Annotated in this window: 14 protein-coding genes; 5 read left to right on the plus strand and 9 right to left on the minus strand. The window is 72.3% G+C overall.

The window, feature by feature from the left end; translation table 11 throughout:
• Positions 1-87: 87 nt before the first annotated feature.
• Entirely contained in the window at positions 88-540 is a 453-nt protein-coding gene (locus tag AB0J04_RS29395) for an ATP-binding protein (RefSeq protein WP_363171589.1), read from the minus strand.
• Between the two features lie 119 nt (positions 541-659).
• Complete coding sequence (locus AB0J04_RS29400; protein WP_363171590.1) at positions 660-2066, minus strand: DUF6777 domain-containing protein; 1407 nt, start codon at positions 2064-2066, stop codon at positions 660-662.
• Between the two features lie 377 nt (positions 2067-2443).
• On the opposite strand from AB0J04_RS29400, the gene AB0J04_RS29405 reads away from it, so the two are divergent.
• Positions 2444-3709: a streptophobe family protein gene (locus AB0J04_RS29405; RefSeq protein WP_363171591.1), complete on the plus strand. Its 1266-nt coding sequence runs from the start codon at positions 2444-2446 to the stop codon at positions 3707-3709.
• Positions 3710-3757: 48 nt separating this feature from the next.
• Complete coding sequence (locus AB0J04_RS29410; RefSeq protein ID WP_363171592.1) at positions 3758-4171, plus strand: nuclear transport factor 2 family protein; 414 nt, start codon at positions 3758-3760, stop codon at positions 4169-4171.
• On the opposite strand, the gene AB0J04_RS29415 is transcribed toward AB0J04_RS29410, so the two are convergent.
• The 5 genes from AB0J04_RS29415 to mgrA form a co-directional block, all read right to left on the minus strand.
• A complete protein-coding gene (locus AB0J04_RS29415; RefSeq protein WP_363171593.1) occupies positions 4162-5142 on the minus strand; it encodes a serine/threonine-protein kinase in 981 nt (326 codons plus the stop codon). The two genes, AB0J04_RS29410 and AB0J04_RS29415, sit on opposite strands and share 10 nt — an antisense overlap.
• Positions 5142-5750, minus strand: coding sequence for a hypothetical protein (locus AB0J04_RS29420; protein ID WP_363171594.1), 609 nt, complete (start codon positions 5748-5750; stop codon positions 5142-5144). The genes AB0J04_RS29415 and AB0J04_RS29420 overlap by 1 nt, the downstream gene beginning before the upstream one ends.
• 9 nt (positions 5751-5759) lie before the next feature.
• The gene (locus tag AB0J04_RS29425; RefSeq protein WP_363171595.1) at positions 5760-8099 is read right to left on the minus strand and encodes an FHA domain-containing protein; all 2340 of its coding nucleotides are present in this window, start codon (positions 8097-8099) and stop codon (positions 5760-5762) included.
• Between the two features lie 58 nt (positions 8100-8157).
• Positions 8158-8568 carry a hypothetical protein gene (locus tag AB0J04_RS29430; RefSeq protein WP_363171596.1) on the minus strand — a complete coding sequence of 137 codons (411 nt, stop codon included), beginning with the start codon at positions 8566-8568 and terminating at the stop codon, positions 8158-8160.
• Between the two features lie 586 nt (positions 8569-9154).
• Positions 9155-10150: an L-glyceraldehyde 3-phosphate reductase gene (gene mgrA / locus AB0J04_RS29435; RefSeq protein ID WP_363171597.1), complete on the minus strand. Its 996-nt coding sequence runs from the start codon at positions 10148-10150 to the stop codon at positions 9155-9157.
• Between the two features lie 108 nt (positions 10151-10258).
• Here mgrA and AB0J04_RS29440 point away from each other — a divergent pair, with 108 nt between their 5' ends.
• Positions 10259-11140, plus strand: a complete 882-nt coding sequence (locus tag AB0J04_RS29440; RefSeq protein WP_363171598.1) for a LysR substrate-binding domain-containing protein — start codon at positions 10259-10261, stop codon at positions 11138-11140.
• A 25-nt stretch (positions 11141-11165) separates the two neighbouring features.
• Positions 11166-11678: a DUF664 domain-containing protein gene (locus AB0J04_RS29445; RefSeq protein WP_363171599.1), complete on the plus strand. Its 513-nt coding sequence runs from the start codon at positions 11166-11168 to the stop codon at positions 11676-11678.
• On the opposite strand, the gene AB0J04_RS29450 is transcribed toward AB0J04_RS29445, so the two are convergent.
• Together AB0J04_RS29450 and AB0J04_RS29455 are read right to left on the minus strand one after the other, a co-directional pair.
• Positions 11663-12739, minus strand: a complete 1077-nt coding sequence (locus tag AB0J04_RS29450) for an adenosine deaminase (RefSeq protein ID WP_363171600.1) — start codon at positions 12737-12739, stop codon at positions 11663-11665. The two genes, AB0J04_RS29445 and AB0J04_RS29450, sit on opposite strands and share 16 nt — an antisense overlap.
• Before the next feature lie 56 nt (positions 12740-12795).
• A complete protein-coding gene (locus AB0J04_RS29455; RefSeq protein ID WP_363171601.1) occupies positions 12796-13191 on the minus strand; it encodes a VOC family protein in 396 nt (131 codons plus the stop codon).
• 412 nt (positions 13192-13603) lie between these two features.
• Between AB0J04_RS29455 and AB0J04_RS29460 the strand changes: the two genes are divergently transcribed.
• Positions 13604-14074, plus strand: coding sequence for a pyridoxamine 5'-phosphate oxidase family protein (locus tag AB0J04_RS29460; protein WP_363171602.1), 471 nt, complete (start codon positions 13604-13606; stop codon positions 14072-14074).
• Positions 14075-14099: the final 25 nt, after the last annotated feature.

The raw sequence follows: 14099 nt of genomic DNA on the forward strand, positions 1-14099 counted from the left end.
TCGTACTGGACGTACTTGGGCTTTCGGCCGGTGCGGCGAGAGTGCGTGCCGGGCGTCGCGACGGGGCGAACGTTGCCTGCCGCGGCACTAGCTCTCGAAGCTGACCACGGCTCGGACGCGCTTGCCGACCGGCACGCGTTCGGCCGTGACCTCGGCCGCCAACGCGTGCACGATCTCCAGACCGTGTCGGCCGATGCGCTCGGGGTCCTTCGGGAACCGCAGGGGCAGCGCGTCGCTGCTGTCGTAGACGCACACGGTGACCGAGGCGTCCGTTCCCTCCAGTTCGAGGATGTACGGGCCGTTGCTGTGCCGGTCGGCGTTGGTGACCAGCTCGCTGACCACCAGCATCACCTCACCGCTCGCCCGGGTGCCGATCGCGGCGCACCACTCCGTTCTGAGCTGGTCGACGAAGTGGGCGGCGAAGGCACGGGCCTCGGCTATGCAGCCGGGTTCACCGGTGTAGTGCGCCGCCCGCCGCAGCGGTTCCACGGGTACGTCGAAACCAGTCGGTATCACTGCCCCGTCCAGGTGCTCGATCATGCGTTTCTCTCTCGGAGGCCGGACTGGCCGGACGCTGATGTGCACCTGTGCTCGTACCCCGTGCCGGGCCGTGCAGTCCCCGTGTCGTCACACCGTCCCCGCGCCGCCCATGCGGCACCTCACGCAGCGGGTGCGCCGCTCGTCGGCGCGGACGACGTCAGGGATTCGGGCAGCGAGGAGAGGGAGGTCTCGGGCAGCGGTCCGGGCGGCGAGCCGGAGCTCGGGGGCTCGGCGCTCCGGGGCGCGGAACTCGGAGGCTCCGACGACGGCGGTTCGGGGCTCTGCTCGTTGAGGCCCGGAGGTTCCGAGGCCGGCGACTCGGACGACGGCGGCTCGGACGACGGGGGCTTGGAGGAAGGAGGCTCGGAGGACGGAGACTCCGACGACGGGGATTGCGAGGACGACTCGGACGACGACGGCGGCGCACAGCCCGAGGGCCTGCCGTTCGCGTTCCCGGACGGCGGCGGGACGCACGTCGACGGCGAGGTGGGCGAGCCGGAGCCGGTCGACGGGCTCGGCTTGCCGACGATGATGGACGGCGTCTGCTTGGCCGGAGGTTTCGTGGGCCGGTCCTTGTCGCCGTCGTCACCCCGCGGTCGGGCGATCCAGTGGTGGTCGGGGTTCGGGTCGTAGAGCACGAAGACCTTGATGACGGTCGTGGACGGGTTGACCACGACGGTCGTCGAGGGGCTGTACGACGGCCAGGTGGTGCCGGTCCGCTTGTAGCCGCTCTGCTGGGCGACGGGCGGGGTCAACGGATTGCCGCAGGCGCAGCGCACCTTCGGGACGCCGCGCGCGTCGATGAGGACGGCCGTGCCGGCCTGCAGGACGGCCTGGTAGCCGGTCGCGGCGCCGTCGCGGTATCCGTGGTTGGTGACCCGGGTGTCCAGGCGCAGCTGCACGGGAGTGAGGGAGCGCAGGTAGGCGGGGACCTGGGAGGGGGCGATGCCGGCGACGCCCGCGAACGCCCTGTTCTTGGCGGGGACGGCGGTGAGGGCCTTGATCTGATGCTCGACGTCGCAGCTGGAGACGTTGAGGGTGCCGCCGTACAGTCCGGCCTGTCCCCCGTCGACGCCCGGGACGGCGTTCGCGGGCGGGGTGGAGGACGACGGGGCGACGGAGGCGGGCGAGGCGGAACTCCTGGTGGGGGACTCCGTGTAGCTGTCCGGGCCCGTCTCGCCGGCCGGCAGCATGAAGAGCTCGCCGGCCTGGTTCGAGCTGCCGCCGCCCGGCAGGGTGAGCACCAGGGCGAGGGCCGTCGCGGCCACGACGGCGGTGGTGATCAGCGCGATCCGGGGAGCGGACCGCCACCACGGCCGTCGCGGTTCCCAGCCGCCGTCCGAGGAGTCGTCGGAGCCGTCGTCGGGCGGTGGCGGGGTGGGCGGCTGGGAGGGCGGGCCCGAGGAGCGCGAGGGCGGCTCGGAGGGACCCGACAGCGGTCCGGAGGGCGGGCCGGCCGGTTGCCCGCCGGACTGTCCGGTGCGGGGTTCTGTGGGGCGGCCTGATGACGGCGGTTCGACGCTCACAAGCACTCCCGACGTGGGTTTCCCGTGGCGAATAATCCGATGTGCGCCACTTTCTTCCACAACGAACCCATTGTGTGCTCCGGACGGGTGCCACTCGCAAGCCGGACGCGGTCCTGACGCCGGTCGGGACGCGGGCCTGACGCCGGTCGGGACGCGGGCCTGACGCCGGTCGGGACGCGGGCCTGACGCCGGTCGGACGCCGGTCGGGACGCCGGTCGGACGCCGGTCGGGACGCCGGTCGGGACGCGGGCCTGACGCCGGTCGGACGCCGGTCGGACGCCGGCCGGGACGCCGGCCGGGCGTCACCCGAGCGTCATCCGGACGCGGACGGCCCACCCGACAGGCGCACACTCCCGGGGCTGCTTAGCGTGGACAGGGTGAGCGTGCGCACCCTGCATGACCAGGCAGTATCCCGCCACGGGTGGGTTCAGGCGGTCGCCGCGGCACTCGCCGGGCTGATCGCCATGGTGGTCGTGGCCGCGCTGGGGCTGTGGGCGGCGGGCGCCTCTGATCTGCCCCAGGACGCGTTTCCCCAGGTGGTCGCGGCGACGGTCGTCACTGCGGTGGGCGGCACGGTCGAGCTCTCCGGCAGCGCGGGCGGGCTCGCCGGCACCCAGGTCGGTCTGACGGTGACGCCGCTGTCCGTCACCCTCGTCGGGGCGCTCGTCGTCGGCGCGGGATTCCTGCGGCCGCTGCGGCACCGGGCGGTGGCCGGGGCCCCCGAGCTGGTCGGCTGGGCCGTCCGGATCGCCGTGGTGTGGCTGCTGGGCCTGCTGGGCCTGGCGCTCGCCGCCCGCAAGACCTTCACCGTCGACCTCGGCGACGACACGCTGAGCGAACTCGGCGACCTGTTCGGCGTCCGCCCGAAGGTCGGGTTCACCACGGATGTGCCGCTCACCCTCCTGGTCGGGCTGCTGTGGCTGGCCGCTGTGCTGGTACTGGCGTTGCTGGTGTCGCGCGGGGCTCCCTTGCCCGCCCGGCTGCTGCGCTTCCAGGAGTCGGTGCGCCCGGCCGCCCACGCGATGGTCGTGCTGCTCCTCGCGTGCGTCGCCCTGGGGCTGGTCATCGCCCTGGTCGTGGCGGCGACCCGCGGCCAGGCCCGGGAGACCTTCGCGGTGATCCTGCTGGGCCTGCCCAACGTGGTGTGGCTGGTGTTCACCATCGGCCTGGGGGCCACCTGGAACGGGCGGGTGGAGGGCCCCTTCGGGCTGCCCATGCCACCGGTGCTGGACGAGGTGCTGCGCGGCGACGACACGGCCGCGCTCAACCTGAGCAGCATGGCCGAGTACGACGGCCGGGTGTGGTGGCTGGTCGTGGTGGACGCGGTGCTGCTGCTGGGGGCGGCGTTCGTGACGGCGGCGCGCTCCCCTGCCCGGATGCGCGCCTGGCAGCACGCCGTGCACATGGCACTGGCACTGGTGCTCACCGTGCTGACGCTCTGTCTGATCGGCCGGATCACCGCGCACTACGGCCTGAGCGTGTTCGGCGTCAACGACCTCTCCGGCCTGTCCGGCGAACTGTTCCTGCACCCGGACGTCTGGCCCGCCCTCGGCCTCGCCGCCCTCTGGGGCCTGGTCACCGGCTTCCTGGGCGCCCTGGCGGCCCGACCGGTCCACCGCCGGGGCGAGACTCCGTCGCTCTGACGACTGCGGCGTCCGGCGTCGGGCGTCGGGCGTGGCAGGGTGCACACCATGACACTGACTCTCGAAGACCGCCTGGCCATCACGGAGTTGATCGCGCTGCACGGTCATCTGGTCGACGAAGGCGACCTCGACCGGCTTGCCGAGGTGTTCGCCTCGGACGTCGTGTTCGACCTCACCGACTTCGGCCAGAGCATCCTCATCGGACCGGACGCGCTGCGCGAAGCGGCCCTGGCACTGGGCGCCGCGAACCCGGTCGCGCATCACGTCACCAACGTGGTCCTCGAATCGCTCGGCGACGGCCGGGTCCGGGCCCGCTCGAAGGGACTCGGCGTCAAGGCGGACGGCACGTGCGGATCCGTCACCTACGACGACGTCGTGGTGCGGACCGGCGCGGGCTGGCGGGTCGCCCGGCGGAAGGTGACCGCCCGGCGGGTGCCGCTCGGCGGGGTGGTTCAGGGCTGACGCGGGTCGAGGACCGGGCGGGCCCAGCTCGGCGGGCGGGAGGCGGGGCCCGAGGGGGCGGCCGGCTCCCTCGGGGGGCGGGAGCGGCGGTGGCCGCCGGTCTCGGTCGACCTCAGCTCCGCGACGAAGGCGGCGCAGGTCGGGTGACGGGACTCGGGGTTCTTGGCGAGGGCCCGGGCGAACACCCCGTCGATGTCCGGGGGGAGGTCGGGGCGCAACTCCGTCAGGGGGGTCGGGTCGGCGTTCTGGTGGGCCCAGAGCAGGGCCATGTCGTCGTCGCGGAGATAGGGCGGACGCGACGCGAGGCACTCGTAGACCACGCAGGCCAGTCCGTAGACGTCGCAGCGGCCGTCGACCGGCCGGCCCGAGATCTGCTCGGGGGCGACGTAGTCGAGGGTGCCGACGAACTGACCGACCGTGGTGAAGCCGGTCAGGGACAGCGACTTCTTCGTCAGGCCGAAGTCGGTGAGGTAGACGTGCTCGGGATGGTCGCTGTCGGTGCCCCGGGACACCAGGATGTTGCCGGGCTTGACGTCACGGTGCACGAGCCCGTGATCGTGCGCGGCGTCCAGCGCGGAGGCGACCTGCGCGGCGATCCGGACGGCGGTCTGCAGCGGCAACGGGCCCTCGCGGTCGAGGAGATGGCGCAGGTCGCTCCCCTCGACGTACCGCATGGCGATGTACAGCACGCCGTCGGTCTCGTCCGCCTCGAACACGGGCACGATGTGCGGGTGGTCGATCGCCGCGGCCACGCGTGACTCATGGGTGAACCGTTTGCGGAAGGTGTCGTTGCGGGCCAGTTCCGGGGCGAGCAGTTTGAGCGCGACCGTGCGGTCCAGGCGCAGGTCACGGGCGCGGTAGACGACAGCCATCCCGCCGCGTCCGATCTCGCGCTCGATGCGGTAGCCGGCGATCTGCCGGCCGACCAGTTCGGAGGGCCGGCCGGAGAACGGGCTCGTGCCGCGTGGCATCAGGGTTCCCAGTCGGGGCGCACGATCCGGGTGGGGGCGTGGGACTGGTCGTCGAGCACGTCGGTGGCGTCGGTGTCGGCGGTCGCACCGGTCACGTCCCTCGCGTCGAACGCGTCGCCCCCCTCGGGCGCCCGGTCCGTGGCGTAGGTGCTGAGGCGGGTGCCGTCGCCGTACACCCAGCGTCTGCGGGCGGAGTCGTACAGCCACATGTCCTCGCCGTCGACGACCACGCCGATCCGCAGCCCGTGGGTGCGGCGGCGGAAGGACTCGCCGTCGAGGCCGCCGTCCGCCACCTCCTCCACTGCCGCCCGGTAGCGGGCGAGGGACTGTTCGGCGCGGCCGAGGAGGGGGCGCGGGTCGGCGGCGGTCGCGAGGGGGCCGTCGGAGCGGGGCGGGTCCTGGGGGACGGCGACCAGGAAGCGGCCGTCGACCCAGGCCGACCAGCCGTTGGAGCACAGCACGTGCGCCCAGTCGCCGCGCCGTTCCATGAGCCGGACGGGCAGCAGCGCGTCGAGCGGCACGGTGGGCCGGGCCGGGTCGGGGGCCTCCCAGGCGGGCATGCCGTGCTGGGGGACGACGTGCGTGGGACGGAATCCGGGAGTCGTCATCGGCCGCGCCTACTTCCGCATCACGACGGGCTCGTGGCGGCGCAGCAGCCGGGACACGACGAATCCGAAGACCACCGAGAGCACGACGAGCATGCCCATGTTGAGCAGCCACACCCCCGCCGAGTGCTCGAACAGCGGATCCGCGGTCTTGGCGCCGGGCACGATCCGGGCCAGATCGATCGTGCCGGCCATCGCGCCGAACGCCCACCTGGCCGGCACCAGATAGGCCAGCTGCTCCAGTACGGGTTTGCCGTCGAGCTTCAGCAGCGCGCCGCAGAAGACCACCTGGACGACGGCGATCAGCACCAGCAGCGGCATCGTCACCTCCTCCTTGCGCACGAGCGCGGATACGAGGAGGCCGAGCATCATCGCGGCGAAGGAGAGCATGGCGACGGCCACGGTGATCTCCAGCAGCGGCGGCATCAACACGCCCTTGCCGCCCGGTGCGTTGAGGTCGACGCCGAGCAGGGCGACGAGCGTCAGCACCACCGCCTGGACGACGGTGATCGTGCCCAGCACGACGACCTTGGACATCAGGTACGCCGATCTGGACAGGCCGACGGCCCGCTCCCGCTGGTAGATCACGCGTTCCTTGACGAGTTCGCGCACGGCGTTGGCGGCGCCGGTGAGCACGCCGCCGACGCACAGGATGAGCAGCGCGTCCATCGCGCTGTCCAGGACGAGTTTGCTGCCCGCCAGGGCGCGGTCCATGGCGCCCATGATGAACGGCAGCGCGATCATGATGGCCAGGAAGGTGCGGTCTGCGCCGAGCGCGGCCGAGTAGCGGCGGATCAGGGTGCCGAGCTGGGCGACCCTGCTGCGCGGCCGGGGCGGCGGCAGGACGATCACCGGGCCGGAGCGCGGCAGCCTGGGCTGCTCGCTGGAGTTGACGACGTACTCCCGCCGGAACGGCGACTCGCGGAACTCCCCCGCCCAGTCCCGGTCGTGGTCGCCCTCGAACGCCTCGAACGCCTCGGGCCAGTGGTCGAAGCCGAAGAAGGCGAGGGCGTCGTCGGGCGGGCCGAAGTAGGCGACCTTGCCGCCCGGCGCGAGCACCAGCAGCCGGTCGCACACCTCGAGGCTGAGGACGGAGTGGGTGACGACGATGACCGTGCGGCCGTCGTCGGCGAGGCCGCGCAGCATGTGCATCACCGAGCGGTCCATGCCGGGGTCGAGACCGGAGGTCGGCTCGTCGAGGAAGAGCAGCGACGGCTTGGTCAGCAGTTCCAGGGCCACGCTGACCCGTTTGCGCTGGCCGCCGGAGAGGCTGTCCACGGCTTGCTCGGCGCGCTCCTCGAGACCCAGTTCGCGGATGACCTCCTCGACCCGTTCGCGGCGCTCGGCCTTGGCGGTGTCCTGCGGGAAGCGTAGTTCGGCGGCGTAGGAGAGGGCGGCGCGCACGGTGAGCTGGGCGTGCAGGATGTCGTCCTGCGGGACCAGTCCGATGCGCTGGCGCAGTTCGGCGTAGTCGCGGTAGAGGTCGCGCCCGTCGTAGACGACCGTGCCGTGGTCGGCGGGGCGCTGGCCGGTGAGGGCGTTGAGCAGGGTGGACTTGCCGGCGCCGCTGGGTCCGACGACCGCGAGCAGGCACTTCTCGCCCACCGGGAAGGACACGTCGTCGAGCAGGACCTTGCGGCCGCGGTCGACGGTGACGCTCAGGTCCTGGACGTCGAGGGAGACCTCGCCGGTGTCGACGTACTCCTGGAGCTCGTCGCCGACCAGGCAGAACGCCGAGTGGCCGATGCCGACGACGTCGCCGGGGCCGAGCGGGGCGCGGGTGACGGGCGAGCCGTTGAGGTAGGTGCCGTTGTGGCTGCCCAGGTCGAGGATCTCGTGGCCGCCGTCGGGCAGGGTGCGCAGTTCGGCGTGCCGGCGCGAGACGACGAGGTCGTCGACGACCAGGTCGTTCTCGGTGGCGCGGCCGATGCGGACGGTGCTCGTCGGCATCGGCCGGACGTTGGTGGGCTGCTTGAAGGTGCTGGTCAGCGCCGGCATGGAGACGGCCGTCGGGCGCTGCGCCACACGTGGACGGCGGTCCGACAGGGAGACGTACGGCCCGTCGGAGGGACTGCCGAAGTGGATCACGCTGCCGGGGCCGACGCCCCACTCGCGGATCCGGCGGCCGTCGGCAAAGGTGCCGTTGGTGCTGTGTTCGTCCTCGACGGTCCAGTGGTCGCCCTCGGGCCGCAGCACCGCGTGATGCCAGGAGACTCGGGTGTCGTCGATGACGACGTCGCTGAGCGGGTCCCGGCCGACGTGGTAGTCGTGGCCCGGGAACAACACCAGGGAGCCCGACTCGGTCTCCAGCACGAGTTCGGGCGCAGTCGAGGAGACCGGACGATCCGCCATGCCCTAATTCTATCGATTGATGACCTTATGTGCCCGACGGGGAGATCCGTGACGGACGTCAGCCGACGGACACGACGAGGGCCGGGACGGTCCGCTGCATGCGCAGCGCGTCGATGGACTCGGCGAGCAGTTCGTACTCGGTCGTCTCGTCGCCGACCGCGATCCGCACGAGCCGGCCGCCGGCCAACTCGTCGGCCACCAGCTCCTGTCGGGCCACGTCCGCACACCAGGCCCGCAGCAGCGCCGGCACGTCGGGCACGGTGTCGGCCACCGGGACCAGAGCCCCCTGCGGGAAGTGCTCGCTCTCGGGCTGCGGATCCAGCCGTTCGGCCATCCAGGACGCCCGGTCGCGCAGCCACCACAGGGCGAGTGCCAGCGTCGGCGCCCGGTAGGTGCCGAGCGGTACACCGATGCGCCGGCCGTCGCAGACTCCGTACGCCGTGACATGGCACAGGAATTCGTCGTGCACGTCCCTCTCCCCCGGTGCTCGCGTGTCGGTTGCGCCTCGCTTCCGTGCGGCTCCTGTGAGTGAAGTGCCTTGACGTTCGAGTATGTTCACTACTGAAACAGTGTCACCATGACTTTCCGGCCAGTCTCTTGGCATATTCGCCGACGCTCATGGCCGAAATACGGCGAGCACCCGGGCACGACGTCATTTCCTGACGAAAAATCGACCAGGGTGGCGGGCGCGGGCAGGCCGATCACCCGGCGAACACGCCGGATCGACGAAGGCCGCCTATCCCGGTCCTGACCAGGATCGACGGCCTCGGCACGGGCTGACTTCCCCGTACCCGCGAATACTGAGCGTGACGAAAACGCCGTGGCTGACGGCTTCGAGGCCGAAACGCGCGCCAAGGCGATCAATTGCTCCGCTCGCGGCGGTCCACCCGTAAAGGGATCACCGCGAGCGGAGCAGATCATGAGCACAAACGGAACACTGGACGCCGAATTCACGACCGTCCTGCGCAAGAGCCCGGCTCCCTGTCAAGGCCGAGGTGCGCAAGGCCATCGGAAAGCAGGAGGCGACTCGGTGACCGTGCGGCTGACGGAGCGGCTCAGCCGTTGATCACCGCGTCGATCCGGGCCAGCTCGGCGTCCTCGAAGTCCAGGTTGCCCAGGGCGCCGACGCTGTCCTCGATCTGCCGGGCGCTGCTCGCGCCGACCAGCGCGGAGGTCACCCGGCCGCCGCGCAGCACCCAGGCCAGGGCGAGCTGGGCGAGGGACTGGCCCCGGGACTTGGCGATGTCGTCGAGGGCCCGCAGCTTGCCGACGAGCTCCTCGGTCAGCGCCTCGGAGTTCAGGAAGGGGCTGTCGCTCGCCGCGCGCGAGTCCTCCGGGATGCCGTCCAGGTAGCGGCCGGTCAGCAGGCCCTGCTCCAGCGGCGAGAACACGATCGAGCCGACCTGGAGCTCGTCCAGGGCGTCGAGCAGGCCCTCGCTCTCCGGGCGGCGGTCGAGCATCGAGTAGCGCGGCTGGTGGATGAGGAGCGGGGTGCCCAGCTCACCGAGGATCCGGGCGGCCTCGCGGGTCTGCTCCGCCGAGTAGTTCGAGACGCCGACGTAGAGCGCCTTGCCCTGCTGCACCGCGGAGTGCAGGGCGCCCATCGTCTCCTCCAGGGGAGTCTCCGGGTCGGGGCGGTGCGAGTAGAAGACGTCGACGTAGTCCAGGCCCATCCGGGTCAGGCTCTGGTCCAGAGAGGACAGCAGGTACTTGCGCGAGCCCCACTCGCCGTACGGGCCGGGCCACATCAGGTAGCCGGCCTTCGTGGAGATGATCAGCTCGTCCCGGTAGGGCGCGAAGTCCGCCTTGAGGGCCTCGCCCAGCGCGGACTCGGCGGCGCCGGGCGGCGGGCCGTAGTTGTTGGCCAGGTCGAAGTGGGTCACGCCGAGGTCGAAGGCGCGGCGCAGGATGGCCCGCTGCGTCTCGACCGTGCGGTCCGCCGGGCCGAAGTTGTGCCACAGTCCGAGCGACAGCGCGGGGAGCTTCAGGCCGCTGCGTCCGGTGCGCCGGTAGGGCATGTCCGCGTAGCGGTCGGGGTGTGCGGTGTACAACGCGTCTCCAGGAGATCAGTTTCAGCAGGTGTCATCCACTCTGGCGCTGCCCACAGCAGTGGTCCAACAGAAGAATCCGATGAGATTCAGCGGATACGCTTCTCAATCATGGAACTGCGCCACCTCCAACACTTCGTCGCGGTCGCCGAGGACCAGCACTTCACCCGGGCCGCCGAGCGCCTGATGGTTTCCCAGTCGGGCCTGTCGGCGTCGATCCGCGCGCTGGAGCGGGAGCTGCGCGCGCCCCTCTTCGTGCGGACCACCCGGCGGGTGACGCTGACCGAGGCCGGCCGGGCGCTGCTCGCCGAGGCGGAGCGGGTTCTGGCACAGGTGCGGGCCGCCCACGAGGCGGTGGCCGCCGTGCAGGGCGTGGTCCGCGGCACCCTGTCCGTGGGCACCGAGCAGTGCATCGCCGGGGTGCATGTGGCGGGGGTGCTCGCGGCGTTCCGGCGGCGGCATCCGGACGTGGAGATCCGACTGCGGCAGACCGGCTCGGGCGCGCTGGGCGAGGAGGTGGCGGCCGGCCGGCTCGACCTGGCCTTCGCCTACCGCACCCAGACGGACACCGACCAGTTGCGCTGCGTACCGCTGGCCACCGAGCCGATGTACGTGCTGTGCCATCCCGACCACCGCCTCGCCGGGGCGGCGGCGCTCACTCCGCAGGACCTGGCCGGCGAGGTGTTCGTCGACTTCCACCCGGACTGGGGCCCGCGCCGCGCCACCGACGCCGCGTTCGCCGAGGCGGGGGTGCGGCGCACGGTCGCCCTGGAGGTCAACGACGTGCACAGTCTGCTGGACCTGGTGGACGAGAACCTCGGCGTCGCGGTCGTCCCGCGCCACTTCCGGCACAAGCGCGAGTCCCTCACCGCGCTCGCCCTCAAGGGCGTCGGCGAGGCGCGGTACGAGACGGTCGCCCTGCTGCCGCCCGCCCGCGCGACCAGTCCGGCGGCCCGGGCGCTGATGGGGCTGCTGGAAACAGGGGGCGCGTGAGCGCGTGCTGCGCGATGGTGGACGTATGCATGCGAAGGACATCCTCATCGACGGGTACAACCGCATCCAGGAAGAGGTCCACGCCGCCGTCGAGGGCCTGGACCCCGACGGCCTGGGCGCCCGGCCCGGCGACTCGGCCAACTCGATCGCCTGGCTGGTCTGGCACCTCACCCGGGTCCAGGACGACCACCTGGCCGACGCCTTCGGGCTCGACCAGGTGTGGCTGGCCCAGGACTGGGAGAAGCGGTTCGGCCTGGACCTGCCGCGCCATGACACCGGGTACGGACACAGCGCGGCGCAGGTCGCGAAGGTGCGGGTGTCCGAGGGCGGCCTGCTGACCGGGTACCACGACGCCGTGCACGCGCAGAGCCTGACGGCGCTGCGCACGCTCACGGCGGCGGACCTGGAGCGCGTCGTGGACGAGCGCTGGGATCCGCCGGTCACGCTGGGCGTACGGCTGGTCAGCGTCCTGTCCGACGATCTCCAGCACGTCGGACAGGCCGCCTATGTCCGCGGTCTGCTTCAGAGCGCGGCGTAACCCGGCAGGACGACGTCCTCGATGAGGGCCTTGCGCTCGTCGAACGGGATGAACGCGCTCTTGACGGCGTTCACCGTGACCGTGCGCAGGTCCTCCAGGGTCCAGCCCGCGTGCTCGACGAGCAGCGACATCTCGCGGGTCATGGTCGTGCCGGAGACCAGCCGGTTGTCGGTGTTGAGGGTGACCCGGAAGCCGAGGTCCTTCAGCGCGGTGATCGGGTGTTCGGCGATGGAGGTCGCGGCGCCGGTCTGGAGGTTGGAGGTGGGGCACATCTCCAGGGCGATCCGGCGGTCGCGCACCCAGCCGGCCAGTCGGCCCAGCTTGCCGTCGACGATGTCCTCGGTGATGCGCACGCCGTGCCCGATGCGCTGGGCGCCGCACACCTGGAGGGACTGGTGGATGCTCGGCAGCCCGTGGGCCTCGCCGGCGTGGATGGTGAAGGGGACGCTCTCGCGGCGCAGGTGCTCGAAGGCGTCGAGGTGGTCGGCGGGCGGGAAGCCGTCCTCGGCGCCGGCGATGTCGAAGCCGACGACGCCGGCGTCCCGGAAGGCGACGGCCAGGTCGGCGGCCTCGCGGACGCGGTCGAACATCCGCATGCCGCAGAGCAGGGTGCCGACGCGGACGGGGGCGCCGGCGGCGGCGGCCTTGGCCATGCCCGCCGCGAGGCCCTCCTGGACGGTCTCGACGACCTCGCCCATGGTGAGACCGCCGTTGGTGTTCAGCTCGGGGGCGTAGCGCACCTCGGCGTAGACGACGCCGTCGGCGGCGAGGTCGAGGACGTACTCCTCGGCGGTGCGCAGCAGGCCCTCGCGGGTCTGCATGACGGCGAGGGTGTGCTCGAAGGTGGCTATGTAACGCACCAGGTCACCCGAGTTGGCCGCGTCGAAGTACCAGGCGGCCAGCGCGTCGGGGTCGGTGGTGGGCAGGGTGTGGCCGACCGCTTCCGCGAGCTCGACGACGGTGGCGGGGCGCAGGCCGCCGTCGAGGTGGTCGTGCAGGACGGCCTTGGGGAGCCGGCGGAGCGTGTCGGTGTCGATGCGGGGAGCGGTGGGCGCGGTCATGTGCGTGTTCCTCGGCAGGTGGTTCGGCAGGCGGTTCGGGTTTCGGCAGGCGGTTCTCAGGCGGCGGCGGGCTGGAGCAGGTCCCAGCGGTTGCCGTACAGGTCCTGGAAGACGGCGACGGAGCCGTACGGCTCGTGGCGGGGCTCCTCCAGGAAGGTCACGCCGGCGGCGAGCATCCGGGCGTGGTCGCCGGCGAAGTCCTCGGTGTGCAGGAAGAACCCGACGCGGCCGCCGGTCTGGTCGCCGACGCGGGCGCGCTGGGCCTCGCCCTTGGCGCGGGCGAGCAGCAGTCCGACGCCGTCCTGACGCTCCCCGGGCCGTACGACGACCCAGCGGGCCCCGTCGGGGCGGGGTTCGTCCTCGACGAGCCGGAAGCCGAGCGCCTCGGTGTAGAAGCGGATCGCCTCGTCGTAGTCGTCGACGACGAGGGTGACCAGGGCGATACGACTCATCGGGGCCTTTCGGGGTGCGTGCGGGAGGGGCGGGAGGGGCGATCGTCGGGAGAGGTTATACGTAAAACGTCCCCCGCGCCAGTCGCCTCCGCGAGGGCGCTCCGGACAGGTCCCGGGTCGTGTGCGCAACGTCCTGCCGTTCGCCCGCAGGGCGGGCCACGCGGCGTCATCGGGGTCCCCCCGCGGGGGCGAAGGCGAGCGTGGGGGAGCGTGCTCCCGGCGTGCCGGGCGGAAGCCCTCGTGCTGGGCGTACTCGGACATTCGCCCGGTGCGGCGAGAGGGCGTGCCGGGCGTCGCGGGGCGGGCGGGACTTTGCGGACACGGCCCGGGCCGGACCTAGGTCGCGAGTCCGAGGTGAAGGCCGGGCCGTGGCCCGAGGCGGGCGGCTCGCTTCCCCGTTACCGTCCCGGAGATGAAGATCACAGAGCCGCCCCGCAGTCCCGAGCGGCGCAAGCGCGAGGTCCTGGACCGGCTGGAACGAGAGATCGACGTCTGGGTCGCCACGGCCGACCGGGAGGGCCTGCCGTGTCTCGTCCCCCTGTGGTTCGTCTGGGACGGCGAGCACCTGTGGCTGGCCACGCGGCCCACCAACCCCACGGGCCGCAACCTCCGGGACGGCCGACGCGCCCGGCTGGCCTTCGGGGACACCCTGGACGTGGTGCTCGTCGACGCGGAGGTGCGGACGTACGCGGCGCGGGAGGCGCCGGCGGCCGCCGCCGAGGCGTTCCTGGCGAAGACGGGCTGGGATCCGCGCCGGGAGCGCGCGGAGTACGCCTGGTTCCGGATGCGCCCGACGGCGGTCCAGGCCTGGCGCGAGGTTCATGAGCTCCCCCGGCGGCACCTGATGCGGGACGGGGTGTGGGTCGTTCAGGACCCGCGGTGAGCGGCGTCCGGGGCACCGAGTTCCT

It is taken from the genome of Streptomyces sp. NPDC050263, from assembly GCF_040655955.1.
Lineage (GTDB): Bacteria > Actinomycetota > Actinomycetes > Streptomycetales > Streptomycetaceae > Streptomyces.